Annotated in this window: 13 protein-coding genes; 1 reads left to right on the plus strand and 12 read right to left on the minus strand. The window is 66.1% G+C overall.

The window, feature by feature from the left end:
- Positions 1-2 precede the first annotated feature (2 nt).
- The 8 genes from HV742_RS18560 to HV742_RS18595 form a co-directional block, all read right to left on the minus strand.
- A complete protein-coding gene (locus HV742_RS18560; protein WP_175146094.1) occupies positions 3-638 on the minus strand; it encodes a DUF1120 domain-containing protein in 636 nt (211 codons plus the stop codon).
- Positions 639-676: 38 nt separating this feature from the next.
- Positions 677-1,348: a DUF1120 domain-containing protein gene (locus HV742_RS18565; protein WP_175146095.1), complete on the minus strand. Its 672-nt coding sequence runs from the start codon at positions 1,346-1,348 to the stop codon at positions 677-679.
- Positions 1,349-1,402: 54 nt separating this feature from the next.
- Entirely contained in the window at positions 1,403-2,155 is a 753-nt protein-coding gene (locus HV742_RS18570) for a hypothetical protein (RefSeq protein WP_175146096.1), read from the minus strand.
- 46 nt (positions 2,156-2,201) lie between these two features.
- Positions 2,202-2,939: a DUF1120 domain-containing protein gene (locus HV742_RS18575; protein WP_175146097.1), complete on the minus strand. Its 738-nt coding sequence runs from the start codon at positions 2,937-2,939 to the stop codon at positions 2,202-2,204.
- 161 nt (positions 2,940-3,100) lie between these two features.
- The gene (locus tag HV742_RS18580) at positions 3,101-4,195 is read right to left on the minus strand and encodes an extracellular solute-binding protein (protein ID WP_169536106.1); all 1,095 of its coding nucleotides are present in this window, start codon (positions 4,193-4,195) and stop codon (positions 3,101-3,103) included.
- 75 nt (positions 4,196-4,270) lie between these two features.
- Positions 4,271-4,918 (minus strand): response regulator, encoded by a 648-nt coding sequence (locus HV742_RS18585; RefSeq protein ID WP_175146098.1) that lies wholly within the window; start codon positions 4,916-4,918, stop codon positions 4,271-4,273.
- Between the two features lie 65 nt (positions 4,919-4,983).
- Complete coding sequence (locus HV742_RS18590; RefSeq protein ID WP_175146099.1) at positions 4,984-8,280, minus strand: ATP-binding protein; 3,297 nt, start codon at positions 8,278-8,280, stop codon at positions 4,984-4,986.
- Between the two features lie 8 nt (positions 8,281-8,288).
- Positions 8,289-9,479 (minus strand): EAL domain-containing response regulator, encoded by a 1,191-nt coding sequence (locus HV742_RS18595; protein ID WP_049072857.1) that lies wholly within the window; start codon positions 9,477-9,479, stop codon positions 8,289-8,291.
- Between the two features lie 215 nt (positions 9,480-9,694).
- Between HV742_RS18595 and HV742_RS18600 the strand changes: the two genes are divergently transcribed.
- Positions 9,695-10,138 carry a hypothetical protein gene (locus HV742_RS18600; protein ID WP_156515875.1) on the plus strand — a complete coding sequence of 148 codons (444 nt, stop codon included), beginning with the start codon at positions 9,695-9,697 and terminating at the stop codon, positions 10,136-10,138.
- 350 nt (positions 10,139-10,488) lie between these two features.
- Here HV742_RS18600 and HV742_RS18605 read toward each other — a convergent pair whose 3' ends face one another.
- The 4 genes from HV742_RS18605 to HV742_RS18620 all read right to left on the minus strand — a co-directional run bounded on the left by HV742_RS18605 (position 10,489) and on the right by HV742_RS18620 (position 15,744).
- A complete protein-coding gene (locus HV742_RS18605) occupies positions 10,489-11,217 on the minus strand; it encodes a fimbria/pilus periplasmic chaperone (protein ID WP_175146100.1) in 729 nt (242 codons plus the stop codon).
- Positions 11,218-11,275: 58 nt separating this feature from the next.
- Positions 11,276-13,765, minus strand: a complete 2,490-nt coding sequence (locus tag HV742_RS18610) for a fimbria/pilus outer membrane usher protein (RefSeq protein WP_175146101.1) — start codon at positions 13,763-13,765, stop codon at positions 11,276-11,278.
- 167 nt (positions 13,766-13,932) lie between these two features.
- Complete coding sequence (locus tag HV742_RS18615; RefSeq protein WP_175146102.1) at positions 13,933-14,490, minus strand: fimbrial protein; 558 nt, start codon at positions 14,488-14,490, stop codon at positions 13,933-13,935.
- 462 nt (positions 14,491-14,952) lie between these two features.
- Positions 14,953-15,744, minus strand: coding sequence for a sulfite exporter TauE/SafE family protein (locus HV742_RS18620; RefSeq protein WP_175146103.1), 792 nt, complete (start codon positions 15,742-15,744; stop codon positions 14,953-14,955).
- Positions 15,745-15,811 lie beyond the last annotated feature (67 nt).

Below are 15,811 nucleotides of genomic sequence, written 5' to 3' on the forward strand. Positions count from 1 at the left end.
GCCTACGGGAAAACGGCCGACAGGCTTATCGAGCCGTCGAGCTGGACCTCGCGGCCCAGGTACAACGTGGATGTCGGCGCGATGGCCGTTTCGATCCGCACGCCTGCCGTCAGGGTGCGGCCGCTGGCCGGGCGGCGTTGCGCGCCGCTCGCCCAGGCGATCAGGTCGGCGGCGCTGATGACCGTGTCGGACTCCAGCTCGCGCCACGTCGCGCCGCCATCGGACGAGACGATCAGGCGCGCCGGCGCGCCGTCGATGGTGGCGGCGTCGCGCCGCCAGCGCAGCGCGAACGCGCCCAGGGGCTTGCCGGATGCCAGGCCGATGCCGTGGCCGGTCTCGCCCGCCAGGCCGAGCCTGCCGCCCGCCGCGCTGCTGACCGAGCCGTCGACAGCGGATTGACGCAGCGCGAGTGCCGCCGGCTGCTCACAACTCACCGTGACGCTGCGTTGCTGCGCGGGCAATGGCGCGGCTTCGGCGGCGCGCAACAGGCTGCGCTTGATCTTGCCGTAGTCCACCGTTGCCCCGCCGCCCAATTGGATGCGGCAGCTATTGGCCTGCGGCGCGGGTGGCGCGGCAAGGCTCGCCGCGCTGAGCAGGGCGCCCAGCAGGGCGCTAAGGGAATGCAGGTAAGGCTTCATGATCAGCCGGAACTCCCGGCGCGAGGCGGCCGCGGCCGCTAGAGATAGACGAGCGTTATGACCGCGCCGCCAGTGAAGGGCACCTCGGTCGCCGCGCCCAGCTGGGCGCTACGATCCAGGGCCACCTGGATGCGCACGGTGCCCACGAATTCACGGCCGAAGGCCGGCTCGCGCGGACCGGGCATGCTCCAGGTTTCAAGGCTGCCGTCGTCGTGGAAGAAATTGCCGACGGAGGGGTCCCAGGACTTGCCGCCGTCGCCGCTGTAGATCGACTGCGTGTCCTGCTGGTCCACCTTGAAGCCGGGCACCAGTTGCAGCGCCCAGGAGCCGATGCTGCGCCCCGAGTCATTGCGCAGCCCGTACTGGCGGCTCGGCGACCAGCTCTTGCCCCGCCCGCCGAAGAACACCATGTCCTCCTTGAACGCCACCAGGCCGGGATTGCTGTCGCTGATGGTCAGCGCCACCTTGGTCCGCGATTCGCACGAGATGCGTAGTTCCCGGTCGATGATCGGCAATTGCGTGTAGGTGTCCTTGTTCAGGTCCTTCAGCTTTACCTTGCCATAGTTGAAGGTGCCTTGCTCGGCAATCTGGAAGGTACACGCGCTGGGCTTGATCGAACCCTGCACGGCAACGTTCAGCGCAGTGCTCTGCGCCAGGGCGGCCAGGGGCGTGGCCGCGGCGGCGCAGGCCAGGAGATATCGGAGTTTCATCGTGTTTTGGCCATCAGCCTGCCGGGGCGCCGGGCGTACCGGCAGGCGCGTGGATCACAGGTAGCTGAGCGTGATGGTGGTCTCGCCGCGGAACGTCAGATCGGTGTTGATCGTCAGTTCGGACTTGGGCTGGATGACGGCGCCGATCACGATGTCGCCGTTGAACAGCGAAGCCGACACCGGAACGGTGGGCGTGGCGGGGTCCGCGAATGTCACGTACGTCGTGCCATCCGACTTCAGTTGCGCGGCGTTGGCGGCGGTGTCCGCGGCATTGGCCCATGCGGCCCGGTCGCTGCTGGTCACCACCAGCGCCTTGGCTTGCTTCCCATTAGCCGCCGCGGTGGTGTATTGGAAGTTGCGGAACTGGAACACGTAACGGCCGATGCGGGTGGTCGAGGTGGCCGCATCGACCAGGTCATAGATGTAGCCCTTCTTGGCTTCCGCCTGGATGCCGGTGGCCTTGTGCTCGAGGGCGGCGTCGGACGGCGTGGGCGCTTTGACCGTGCCGGCGACGGACAAGGCGACCGCGGCGTCGCCGCCATCGCACTTGATCGACAACGGTTGGACGATAGGCGCCAACGGCGTCTCCGCCTTGTCCTTGAGCGAAGCCGGATTGATCTTCTTCATATCGAAGGCGATCGCGCCGGACGTCGGGGTGCAGCTTCCCGGAGAGATGACGCCGCCGACGGCGACGTTCAGTGTCGACGGCGCGGAGGCCGCGGTCGGGGCGTTCTGCGCCGATGCCGCCGCGCCGCCGGCGCAAGCCAGCACCGCGAACAGGATCTTGCGGGTGTGGGAGTGTTTCATTGTGGCTCTCGGTATATCGAAGCGTGCGTCACGCCTGACGCGTGGATCAGAGGTAGTTCAGCGTGATGGTCGCGCCGCCTTCGAACTTGAGGTCGCCGGTCAGCTTCAGGTCCTTCTTGGCCAGGATGAGCGGGGCCAGCATCAGCTCGCCTTCGAAGGTGCTGGCCAGCACCGGCGTGGTATTGGCCTTGGGGTCGGCGAAGGACACGTAATTGCTGCCGTCTTTCTTGAGCTGCGCCGTGTTCCAGCCGTTCAGATTGGAAGTGTTGTTGCTCCACGAGTTCTTGTCGTCGCTCTTGATGATTTCGGCCTTGCTGGCGACGGCGCCGGTGCCGCCGCCGGTGTACACGAAGTTGCGGAACTGCATGGCGTAGACACCGACGCGGCTGTTGCCGTCGGCCGGGTTGACCAGGTCATACAGCGAGTCTTCGTAGGTCGACGTGCCGGCCGGGTGGTTCTCCATGTTGGCGCCGTATGCCTTGGAGGCCTTGGTGTAGCCGGTCACGTTCAGCGCGATCGCGGTGTCGGCGGTGCAGGTGATCTTGACCTTGTTGGTGATGCCGCTGAGCATCGAGACCTTGTCGTTGTTCAACGACTTCGGGTTGATGCTTTTCATGTCGAAGGTCAGGTCGCCGGAACTCGGCGTGCAACTGCCCGGGGCAATCGTGCCGGTGACGCTGATCTTGAAGCTGGGCGCGGCGGCGGGCGCGGTCTGGGCCAGGGCGCCGGTGCTGGCGGCGCAGGCCACGAGGGCGGCGAAAAGCTTGCTGGTGTGGTGTTTCATATCTGTCTGAAAGCCAAAATGGGGTACGGGTCGAAGGTCGTGTCCGCCTGCGCTGGCCGTCATATCCAGGCGCGTTCGTCACGGAATCTAAGGTAGCAACCCGATACCGCAGTGCACTATCAGACAGTTCTGGTAATCCCTTGAAACCGCGTCGCGAGGGGCTAATTTCCCGGGCGCGGCGCCTGCATGATGCGCGTCAGCCACGCCTCGCGCATCGCGGCAAAATGCTGCGGCGTGAATCCGGCCCAGTCCACCGGAATCAGCTTGGCCGCCGTGCCCGTGGACAACAGAGGAATGCGCGCGCGGGCCGCCTCGCCGATCCTGGCCTTGCGGTTAGACGGCGCGTAATACATCGCTTCCGAGAAAGCCTGTTGCGCCTGTGGCCCCAGCGAATAATTGATGAAGGCCTGGGCGGCCTGGGCATTGGGGCGGTCGGCGACACGCGCGATCAGGATCGGCACCGCGATCGTGCCTTCCGCGGGCACGGTGGATGCATAGCCCGGCTGTGAATCCAGCTGGCTCTGGCTGCGCGAGTTCCACCCAACGGCCAGCAGCATCTGGTTCTGCCCCACCAGCCAGTACTGGTTGGGCCGGGGGTTCCACGTCCCCACGTTGGGGCGGAGTTTTTCGAGATAGGCGAAGCCGGCATCGAAGTTGCCGCCGCCATCTGGCGCGCCAGCCAGGCGGTTGGCCAGCATCGTCATGGCGATCATGCTGCCGTTGACGGCCGGGCTGGTGGCGATGGCGACCTTGCCGGCATACTTCGGATCCCACAGTTCCCGCCAGCTCTTGGGCGGTTGGGTAAAGGCCGACTTGGCATACACCAGCGTCATCGAGTCGTACATGGCAGGCAGCGCCCAGAAGCCCAGCTCCCGGCCCAACGCGCCGAGGTCGGCGGCATTGGGCACCAGCTTTGGATCCATCGGTTCGATCAACTTCTCGCGCTGCGCCAGGCGCGCGTTCGGCGGGTCCAGGATCACCACGTCGATCTGCGGCGAAAGGCGCTGCGACCGCAGAACCGACAGGGCGTTGCGCGAATCGCGCACCGCGTAGTAGCTCACCTGGATGTTGGGATATTGCGCTTGGAACGGGCGAATGACGGTCCGCTGGTACTTATCGTCGAACGCGTCCACGCCGTAGGCCATGACGGTCAGCCGGACTGGCGTGCTGGCGCGGGCCGTGGCCAGCGGCAGGGAGGCGGCCGTTGCCGCCAGGGCAAGGCCGAGGAACGCGCGGCGGGGCAAATCACAAGACATACTAAAGCTCCATCGTGATGATGCGGGCGCATCCGGTGCGAATGACCGTCAGCGCCCGACGACAGCACTGCCGCGTCATTTGAAGAGGTCGTGATTGACGCCGAACATGACCAGTTCGTGGTCGGTCTCCACTTCAAGTTTGCGCATGGCCGCGATCTTGTGCGTGCTGGTCGTCTTGACGCTGCGATTCATGATGCGCGCGATCTCGCCCACCGATGTGCCTGCCAGGAAATGCCGCAGCACCTCCAGCTCCTTGGGCGACAGGCGCGCAATGCGCGCCGCCGCGTCCTGGGCCTCGCCGCGCAGCCCATTGCCGGACACGGGTTGCGGCCCGCTGCGATACACCTGGTGGCGCTCCAGCGCGCCCAGCGCGGTAAGAATCTCCGCCAGGTCCCGGCTTTTGAACACCACGCCGCTGACGCCTTCTTCGTACAGGCTGGCGACGATCACTGGCGAGGTGATCATCGTATGAATCAGGATGCGCACCGCCGGAAAGTTGCGGCGCAGGTACTGCACCAACGCCAGGCCGTCGCCATAGCCGTCGTCGGAAGGCATGTTGTAGTCCGTCACGATGACGTCCGGCGCAAGCTCGCGGGTCTTGCGGATCAGCTCGGCGGCGTTGGTCGCTTCGCCCACGATCTGATAATGGGGCGCGCGTTCCAGGACATTGCGCACGCCCAGGATCACCACCTGGTGATCATCGGCCAGCAGGATTCGTGTCATTGTTTATCGCTCCTTGTTTGAGGCGCGCGGCCATCTGGCCGCCGGTCTGGTCCGGCTCGGGAGGATCATAGCTCCTTGAACTTTTCGGTCAGCTGCGCCAGTGTGCTCCGGACGGCGTTTTCCAGTACTGGCGTCAGGCCTTCCGCGGCGATCTTCTGTTCCAGCACGCCACAGAAGCGCGCCGTCTCGTCCGCATTGACCACCACCAGCGAGCCGCGCATGCGGTGCAGCGTGGATACGGCGGCGGCCGGGTTGCGGGCGGCCAGCGCCTCCCGCATCGACGCCATGTCCTCGCGCATGGTGGTATTGAAGGCCGCCCGCAACTGCGTTTCGTAGAACTCCTTGGACTTTTCGCGTTCCAGGCTGGCCTGGGGGGGCACGGTGAACTTGGCGCTGATGATGCGCGCGCAGGCGGTGCTGAGCGCATCGTGCAATGTGCGCAGGTCCACCGGCTTGACGATCCAGGCATTCAGGCCGGCCGCCAGGCCCGCCTCCCGCTGCGCCTGCAGCGCATTGGCGGTCAGGCCGATGATCGGCGCATTGGTGCTGCGCGCGCGCAGGGCGCGCACCAGCTCGTAACCGTTCATCAGCGGCATGTTCATGTCCGTGATCAGCACATCGAATTCGTCGGCGTTCCAGCGCGCCAGGGTTTCGACGCCGTCAACGCACAGCGTGACTTCGCAGCCCAATTCCTCCAGCTGCCGCACCAGCAGGGTACGGTTGACGGGGTTGTCCTCGGCCACCAGCACCCGCAGGCCAAGGCGGCGCAGGCCGGCGTCAGGCCGGTATTCCGCCGCGGCCCGGGTGTCAGTGCCGTCGGCGTCGTCGGCATCGGCATCGGCGTCGTCGGAAGCAAGCGACCGGCCGTGTTGCGCCATGGCGACCGCTTCGACGATGCTGTGGCGCATATGGCTGGTTACGTGGATTTCCGACAGACTCCATTGCGGCTTGTCCGGACCGTCCGGGATGCAGGACACGCGCGCGCCATTCCATTCGATCGGCGGCAGCCGCTCCGGCAGCAGTTCCACCAGGATGCCATCGCGCTTGGCGGGCAGGGCGCCGCCCTGGATGGCCCGGGCGCTGGCGCCGGCCAGGGCCAGCCAGGCGCAGGTGTCCTGCGCCAGGTCGGCCATTGGCGCGCGCACCCACACGGGCGGGGCGGGGGCTATCTCGACGCCGGCCAGGCGCGTCGCATCAGCGTCGATGCGCAAGGGCAGGCGGAAGATGAAGGTGCTGCCGCGCCCCGGGCTGCTGTCCAGTGTGATGCTGCCTTGCATCAGTTCGCACAGGCTGTGGCAGATATACAGCCCCAATCCGGTGCCGGGCGCGGCGTGCCCCGTGCCGTAGGCCTGGTAGAAGGGTTGGAACAGCATGGGCTGCTGGTCCGCCGCAATGCCCAGCCCCGTATCGGCGATGCGCCATTCCATCATGGCCTGGCCTTCGCCCTGGTCCGCCACCGTCAGGTCGACGCGGACCCAGCCGGCTTCGGTGAACTTGATGGCGTTGCTGATGAGATTGTTCAGCACCTGGCGGATGCGCAGGGCATCGCCATGGGCCGATACCGGCACGTTGGTGGCGATGGTCGCGAAGAACTGCAGGCCCTTGGCATCCGCGGTGGCGGCGTAGGCCTGCAGGGTCTCTTCGGTCAGCGCCGCCGGATCCAGCCGATTGTCTTTGAGCGTCATCTGGCGCGACTCGATCTTGGACACGTCCAGAATGTCGTTGATCACATTGAGCAGGCCGGCCGATGAACTCTGGATGGTGCGCAGGTAGGCGCGCTGCAGATTGGTCAGCTGTGTCAGGCCCAGCAGCTCGACCGTGCCCAGCGTGCCATACAGCGGCGTGCGGATCTCATGACTCATGGTGGCCAGGAATACGGTCTTGCCGGCGTTGGCGTCATCGGCGGCGCGCTTGGCCTGTGCCAGCGCTTCCTGAACCCGCTTGTGGTCGCTGATGTCGCTGAAGGTGGCCAGGATCACCTCGTCGCCCTGATACGTCACCCGCGACGCGCTGACGCTGAGATGGCGGCCATTGATCTGGACGTCCTCGGCGTTGCCCGCGCCGGCCGCGTCGTGGGCGGCCAGCGTCAGCCGCCGGATGGTGTCGGCGTCGCCCAGCCAGGCGTCGGCCAGCTGATTCTTGGCGACGATCTGGTGATCGGACAAGCGCAGGGCGCACACCGCCACGCGCGCGGCGTCGATCACCGCGCGGTTGAAGGATTCGCTTTCCACGACCCGCTGGTGGCTGGCCTGGGCCGGCCGCACGATCAGGTTGCGATGGCGCCGGTACAGCGCCGGGCTGCCGCCCACGCACAGCAGGATCAACAGGCCGAAAGAGGTCAATTGCCATCCGGCTGCCTGGAAAAACTGCTGGTAGGGCACCAGGTAGGTGCCGTGCCAGCCGTCCTCGCACCAGGTCTGGATGTAGACGCCATCCAGGGCGAAACGCACGTCGCTCTGGACGGTCTCCAGGGCGCCATGCTCCTGGGACGGCGCGTGCGGGGGAGTCAAGCCCGGCGCGATGGCGAGATGCTGAAAGTAGACCCGGCCGTAGTCGGAGTCCTGGGCCAGCACATCGCGCATTTCGGTGAATGTCGCGAGCACCAGTTGGCGCTTTGGCGTTTCCGGTATCCACAGAGCGTCCGGCAGTTCGATCGGCGCATAGACGACATAGCCGATACGGCCCTCGCCGGCGCCCGGCAGATTCACCTCCAGCCATTGCGCGCCGTCCGGGCTGGGGCGCGGCGTCTGCGTGTAGAGCAGTTCACGGATGCGGTTCGCCGACAGCGGACAGCGCCACCAGCGGTGCACGTCGTCGGTCATGGAATCTTCGGAGCAGGGCACTGAAATGCTGGTCACGCTGTTCAGGTCCAGCAGGAACGCTTGCATGCCAGGCTGCTGCCAGGCGTTGCGATAGGTGCCGAACAGCGACGAGAGCGCGGCGGCGGCGGTCTGCAGTCGGCGACTGTGGTCGCCGCCCGCCGGCGTCTGGGCGCGGCCGACCTTGATGATGTACGGCATCGCCAGGCTCTCGCGCTGGCCTTCGTAGGTATTGGTGATGTCGTCGCTGTCGATCAGTTCGAACGAAGCCGGGCTGCCGGAGGGCACCGCCAGGCCGAGCCGCGTGGCCTCGTTGTGCGTGGCGCGCGCCAGGAACGATTCCTGGCCATGCAGGTTCAGCGCCAACTGGCGGAAATGGGCTCGGGCGTCATTGCTGGCCAGGCTGACCAGGCTGGTTACTACCCAGTAGCACAGAATCACCATGACGATGGCCAGGCTCAGCGTCACGATGAACAGCGCCTGCACTCGCAGCGATACGCGGGCCAGGTCGCCGATGGAGGCAATGCGGCTGTGTCGGGGCATCTTGCGTGTCACGGCGCAAGCGCCGGATTCCGCTTCAGGAACGCCAGCAGCAATTCCGGCGTCAAAGCGCGCGAGATCAGGAATCCCTGCGCGGTATCGCACTGCATTTTCTTGAGCAGCGCGAGTTGTTCCCAGGTCTCGACGCCTTCGGCCACCACATTGAGCGAGAGCCGCCGCCCCAGCGACACGATGCTCTCGACCGCGGCCTGCGCGCCATCGTCGGCCACGCAGCGGCTGATCAACGAGCGGTCGATCTTTAGTTCGGTGAAGGGGGTGGACACCAGGTTGAACACCGAGCTGTAGCCCTGGCCCGAATCGTCCTGGGCCAGGCCGAACCCCTTCATGCGCAGGCGGCACGCGCCGGCATAATAATCGCTTATCGCATCCGTGGTCGTACCCTCGGTCAGTTCAAAGCAGATGTCCTGCGGGTTGCCGCCCAGGCGCATGACGTGGTCGTAGAGGCGATCCGGCAGGGCCGCGTCCTGCAGCAGGTGCGTAGGCAGGTTCACGGACACCTCCACCCGGAAGTCGTGCTGCTGCCAGGCGTGCTGCGCCGCGATAGTCTGCGCGAGCATCGACAATAGCAGGTCGTCTTCCAGCTCGTCCAGTATCAGCGCGGGCAGGAATTGGCCTGGCAGCAACACACTGCCATCGGGCCGGACCCATCGCACCAGCGCCTCGGCGGCGGTGACCGAACCGTCGGCGATGCGCATCTTGGGCTGGAACCAGGCCCGGACCTCGCCGGAGCGCAACGCATGTTGCAGCGCGGCACGGTCGAACGATTGCCCCGATACCAACGATTCGGCCTTCAGGCGCGACGCGGCCTTCAGCTTGGCGACCAGCGCGATGATGGCCTGCGGCTGCGCCGGCTTGGACAGTTGGTCGATAACGCGCATGCCCAGCGTCTTGGCCACCAGGCTGGCGCCCGCGATCAGGCGCTTGGGGGACGAACTGATCACCGCCAGCAGGGGGGGCGCCTCGTAGGCGGACAGGCGCTGGATCAGTTGCACGCCATCCAGCTCGGGCATGAGCAGATCGCTCAACACCAGATCGTAGCGCTGCTGTTCCAGCAGGCGCAGGGCATGACAGCCGTTCTCGGCGGTTTCGACGTGCGCGACGCCGGCCTGGAGAAACAGGCTTCTCAGGTACTCGCGCTGCAATAGCTGGTCATCGACGATCAAGACGCGATAGGACAGCATGGTTGATTCTCCAAGGCTCGCAGTTTTCCGCCACGCGCGCGGCCGGGCGCGGCGCCGGGGCGGCCGGCGTCGGCGGCAGGCAATCCGCCATTAGAGAAGTCCAGCCGTGGGTTGGGTATCAGACGTTTCCGAATCTCGATCGGCACGTGCGGCGTTCGGGTGCTTGCCCGTTTTTAGGAACTGTCTGATTCATTGGCCTGCCGGCGCTTTCTAGAATGCAACGCCCTGTTCATCCATTCCGTGCCGTGCCCCATTTCGCCTTTCTGCATCATCTGCACATACATGCGCAATACATCGATCGCGCGGCGCGGCTCGCGGACAACCTGCGCGAGTCGATCGCCTCCCTCAGCCTGTATGCCGATACCCAGGCCAGCCTGTATGCGCGCAGCGGCGCGCCGGGCCGGCACTATTTGCTGGTGGAGGGGCGTTCGTTGTGGCTGCAGCGGTTTTTCGCGGTACCGCATTGTCCGCAATTGTCGGGCGTCATTGCCATCGTGACCGACCGGCCCGGTTCGGCCGAGCGCAGCAAATTGTTGTTGGCGGACGCCGACATGTGCCTGCCCGGTTCGGCGCTGCCCCGCGAAATCGTGGCGGCGCTGTCGGCGCTGGCAAGGATGGAGCAACGCTTGGCCATCGCGGCCAACAGGGCGGACGGATGATGGGGGGCGGGTTGGCCTGACGCTCATGCCGTGGCTCGCGCGAGGAAATCCATGCGTCGATTAGGTCCTGGCCTGGCCCGCCTGTCATCCCGAGCGCGTCGCCACTGGCGCGCTGTTTTCCTCGCGCTGCAGGCCGCCATGACGGCGGCCGGCTCTTGTTCCCGTACGTGGGTGGAAAGCTGGCCTCTGTAAAAAGGCGAGGAGCCGTGAACAAAAGGGAAGCCTTGTCTCAGGGTGGGACGGCGCGCATGCTTTGCCCGATTCCATGGCGAAATTCTGCTTCGGAAGGTTTTTGATGGTCCGCTTTCGCGCGAACCGGCGATAACGGTCGCGCGGGTCCACCGCATGCCTTATTCATTCACCCGCTCCTCGAACACGCATTTGCCCGCCGCGCAGCGATATCGGCTCATGCGCAGGCCGCCATAGTCATCCACATTGCCCAGCATCATCTGGCTGGCGTCCGCGGGCAGTTGCAACTTCAGCGTCTGCTCGGCGAATGGCGCCAGCATGATGGGCGTTCCAAAGCCGGGCAGGGGCTGCTTGCGGTCCTGGCCTATCCAGATCACCGTGGTGTAGTAGGGGGAGGGATTCTTCAGTGTCAGCTGCTGGCCGCCGGCGTGTATCTGCAGGCTCTTTTCCGGCTCCGCCTCGCCCCGCTCGACCAGCTTGGCCGGGCGCAGGAAGAGCTTCAGCCGGCTTTGCATGGTCAGCTGCAGGATGTTGGCGTCGGTCTTGGGCGGCTCCGGCGGAATCTCGCGCACGTTGAAATAGAACAGGGTCTCGCGGTCTTGCGGCAGACTCGCGGCCAGGCCGTCGTTGGCGCGCGCGATGCGCACCTGGGCCTTCTTGCCGCCGTCGATGCGCTGCAAGGGCGGCAGCGCCACCAGGTCGCTGATCGTGTTGCCGTCGGCGTCCTCGACCCAGGCCTGCGCCAGATAGGGCGTGTCATGGCTCTCGTTGCTCAGGATGACCGATACCGACTTCTGGTTGCCGCCCATGATGATGCGGGTACGGTCCACGTTGATGGCGGCCTGGGCGCTCGGCCCCCAGGCCAGGGCGGCGCCCAGTAGCAGGCTCATAAGATGTTTGCGTTTCACGTGTGCTCTTCTCAAAAAGTCGGGCGCCCCGAGGGGCGTCTCATTGGCAGGGCAGGGGTTGCGGCCCCTGGTCGAGCGCCGCCGCGGTCGGCAGCGTCAGGTGGCATTCGGTGGTGCCGCCCCATGTGACGGTCAGCGCCTGGCGGTCGTCGGGGGCCACGTTGAGGTACACCAGTCCGCCGTCGGCCACCATCCCGGCGGTCTTGCCGGTGCGGGTGGACAGCACGAGCGCCCCCAGGGGCGGATGGCTGCCGCCGGGCAGCTCGACGCGCCCCAGCATCTGCTCGCCATGAATGGCGCTGACGCGGGTGTAGCCTATGGCGCCTTCGGTCAGCACCTGGTTGATCATCGCGTCGGCCACGTCGACCCCCTCGGGCAGCGCGTTGACGTCCACCGCCAGATAGCTCTCCCGGTAGCTCGACACACCATTGACGACGGCGATGCCGAAGCGGTTGGTGATGGCATCGCCGTTCTCGATCTGCACGCCGGCGATGCCGTCGGTGTCGATCATCATGCGCGGCTCGTTGCCGGCCGCGGGGGGGCCGAAGGCCGCACCCTCGGGGGTCGCCGTCAGCGAGCCGTACCAGTTCAGGCCCACGCTGCGGTACTGGCCCGGCTGCCAGGTGAAATCGCCCGCGGCGCGGCCGTAGGCCGTGCGGCTCTGGATGTTGCCGCTCATGCTCTGGCGGCGCGTGTCGTTGCCGTGGTCGTCGCTGGCGCTCAGGTTCCAGGTGGTGCCTGGGGTGCTGAAGTCGGTGTAGCCGACGTTCTGTTGCATGCTGCCACCGCCGCTATTCTGGTAGCCATAGCTCAGTTGACGCGTGTCGCCCAGCGGGATGCTGAGGCTGGCGAAGATCTGGTTCTGGGCCGGGCCGTAGAAGCTCTGGGTGCGCGCCAGCGATAGCGACAGGCCGACGTTGCGCAGCGGCCCGAAACTCGCATTCTTGTTGAACGACAGCATGTAGTGGTTGTTGGCCTTGGTGTCGTTCCAGTAATTGAGCCGGCTCAGCGACACGGAAACGCTCAGCTGCAGCGGCTGGATGTACTGGCTGTAGGAAACCGTATAGCTTTGCTTTTCATCGCGGAAATCGCCGCCGTGCAACGCCGAGCGAACGATGAATTCGCGCATGGGCAGGAAGTGCCGCCCCGAGAAGCGGTAGCCCATGAAGGCCAGCGTGCTGCCCAGTTCGTCGAAGTTCTTGGCGTAGTTGACCCTGTAGCTGTAGCCCGTGCGCCGCGGCGCCGAGGAATACGGCAGGCGCGCATCCGAGCGCGTGACGTCGGCCGACAGCGCGCCCCATCTGCCCAGGTTCTGCCCGGCGCCCAGCGCCAGCGCCCGGTAGTTGTCATTGGTGATGATCAGTCCGCCATACAGCGAGGTGTTGTTGAACGCGCCCCAGGCGGCTTCGCCCATCACGAATTGGGGCTTGGCCAGGTGGTTGCCGCTGTCGCCGCCGAACAGCGGACGCCCCCAAGACAGTTGGTAACGCAGGTTGTCCTTGCGCGTCATGAACGGCACGCTGGCGGTGTTGACCTGCCAGCTACGCTTGCTGCCGTCGCTTTCCTGCACTGTCACGTCCAGGCTGCCGCTGATGTTCTGGCTCAGCGCCTCCAGCACGAAGGGGCCGGGTGACACCCGGGTCTGGTAGAGCAGGCGGCCGTTCTGGCTGACCGTCACCTGGGCGTTGCTGTTGGCGATGCCGGCGATCTGCGGCGCGTATCCCTGCAGCGATGGGGGCAGCATGCGTTCATCGCTGGCCAGCGTCACGCCCGCGAAGCGGAAAGGGTCGAAAATGGCGGACGACAGGTAAGTCTGGCCCAGCGTCAGTTTCGAACGCCACTGCGGTAAGGCGCGAAACAGGTAGGTTTGCGGCAGGCTGAAGCGCGCCTGCGACTGGCCGCCGCCGTCGTAACGGTTGTATTGGTAGTCGCTGCGCAGCCGCCACGCGCCCAGGTTCAGGCCAGCGGTGCCATACAGGGTGTAGCTCGTCGTGCGCGCACCCTGCTGAGGCATGTAGCGATTGGCCAGCAGGTTGTAGTCCAGGATCACGCCGTTCACGCCATTGCTCCAGCGCGCGGGCGGCACCCAGTCCGGGTCCTGGTATTGCAGCCAAGCCTGCGGCACCGTCAAGGTCAGACTCTGGCGTTCGGCGTTGTAGACGACCCGGCTGTCGGGGGTGTTCAGGTCGACGCAGGGGCCGCCCTCGGCCGCGTCGACATGGGCCAGGCGCGCGCGGATGTCATCCTTCAGGTTGAGCATGTCGACCATTTCGGGGGTGACACAGAAGACGGTGCCATCGCCGATCACGGGCACCGACCTGACTAGGGTCTGGCCCTGGACCAGCCGCTGATCCTGGTAGATGTCGAGCAGGTAGGTGCCGGGCGCGATGTAGCCATCGCGGCTGAAGATCGAAAGATCGATGTTGTTCTTGTCTTTGGTATTGACAAAGCCGGTGCTGAATTCCGTCGCTTGTGCCGCGCATGCAAAGGTACTGATCGCCACGAGGGATGCCAAACGGGCCAGGGTCATGATATCTATTGCCGAGTCGCCGGCCAGAAGGGGTGCCGGACTGCCTCGGCGTCAATGCGGCGGCGCTGAGCGGCCGCCTCGGTGGGGTATTGCTCGCGCGCCCGCCCCCCTCCCGCCGCCAGGACGGCGGCGGGGGGCGGGCGCGCGGAACGGTGGAGATCAACCGTTCACTTGTAGTCCAGCATGTAGGTCACCTTGGACTTGACCGTGCCCGCCACGGCTTGCGCGGCGCCGTCGTTGGCGATGCGGGCGAAGAAGCTCAGCAGATTGTCGCCTTTGGACATTTGCGTGCCGGCGCCAGCCACATCGAAGTTGACGGGCGAGGTGCCGTTGGCCGCCAACAGTTGGATGGCGACGTTCTGGGCGCTACCCATGGTATTGGGGATCATGCCGGTGGTCCCTGTCTGCCCGGGGAAAACGATTTCGATCTTCGAGCCGGCGGGATTGGTCGCGCCCGCTGTCGGCGTGCCGAAGTTGCAACCGATCAAGTGGATCTCGATCGGCACCGAGGTGCCGTGCTTGCCCGTGCCGCTCAGAACCTTATTGGAGACTTGCCCCAGCTCGACGGCCATGTTGGCGTCGGTGGCCGCGATGGAGCAAGGCGCTTCGAGAACCGAACCGGTGAAGGTGATGGAACCTTGGCCCGTGTCACCGGCGGCGAATGCCGCCAGCGGGCCGAGCAGGGCGGCGCTGGTCGCGGTGGCGAGGAGTGTCTTCTTAAACATGGATCGTCCTTATGTGATACCCGTTGGGGATGGTCTGCACTGGTCGTGCGGTTGAAGAAATCGAAGGAGCCGGGCGGAGAAATCCGGGGCCGGTCGCCGCTGCGGGCACGCAGCCATCGCGCGATCTAGGGCGGTCGCGGGGCACTGCGAGGCATGGGCGTCAGCAATGGGAAACGGGCGTGGCCGCCGCGCGACCCGCGAACCTGACAGGGGCGCGCGGCGTAACGAAAGCCAGGGAGCCGGATGTTGGCGAAAAGGCCGGCATCTGCGCCGGCGATGCAACCACGCCCGCTGGCGCGGGCGGAGGCAGGTCAATCAGAACCCGCCGGGCATGCGGATAGATATGGGAGTTTTTCGTCATGCCAGGCATCCTGCATGACGGCGATTATCTGTTCGTTAACGCGAATCAGATGCGAAGGGCGCGCACCGCCTCGACGGCTGGCGCCCTGAACCCGGGGCGGTTCACGCGCGCCAGGCAAGCACGACGGCCACCGCCACGCACACGGCCGCGAACGTCCGTTGCAACACCGCCTGCGGCAGGCGCGGCGCCAGCGCGCGGCCGATCGCCATGCCGGCGACCGCTGCGGCCACGAAGACCCATTGCGCCGCCGTCAGCGTCAGGCCATGCAGCAGCGCCGAACCGACCGTGGCGGCGGAAACCAGCGCGATGACCATGAGCGACGTCGAGACGATGCTGATCATGCGTGCATCGCTGAAGTGCGTCAGCGCCGGCACGATGATGAAGCCGCCGCCCACGCCCAGCATGCCGGTGCAGATGCCGGAGACGGCGCCGATGCCGCCCAGTGTGGCGGCGGTGAGGCGGGTCCAGACGAAGCGGCCGGTCTCGGGCGACAGGCGGCAGGCCTTTGGCGGGGCGTCGGGCGCTCCAGCGATCGGCGCGCGGCGGCGCGACTGCTGCGCCATGCGTACCGCCACCAGCAGCATGACGCCGGCAAAAATCAGACTAAGCCTGTGCGCCGGCAGGTGGCGCGCCAGCGACAATCCCAGAGGGGCGGTCAGTGCGCCCATCGCCGCCATCAGCATGGCGGCCTTGTAGCGAACCAGACCGCGCAGCAAGCCCTGCACAGCGCCGACCGCCGAGGCGATACCCACGGCGATCAGCGCTACCGGCGCCGCCTGGGGCAGCGTCAGGCCCAGCCCGAACATCAGCGCGGGCACGGCCAGGATGCCGCCTCCCGCGCCTGTCAGGCCCAAGGAGACGCCAATGCACAGTCCGAGCAGGGTTGCGGTCATCTTTGTTAATTACTTTTAGAAATTAACTTATTACTTCGAATAAGTATAACGTGCGGGAACAGGGAGT

This window comes from Achromobacter ruhlandii (assembly GCF_902859695.1).
GTDB lineage: Bacteria > Pseudomonadota > Gammaproteobacteria > Burkholderiales > Burkholderiaceae_B > Achromobacter > Achromobacter ruhlandii.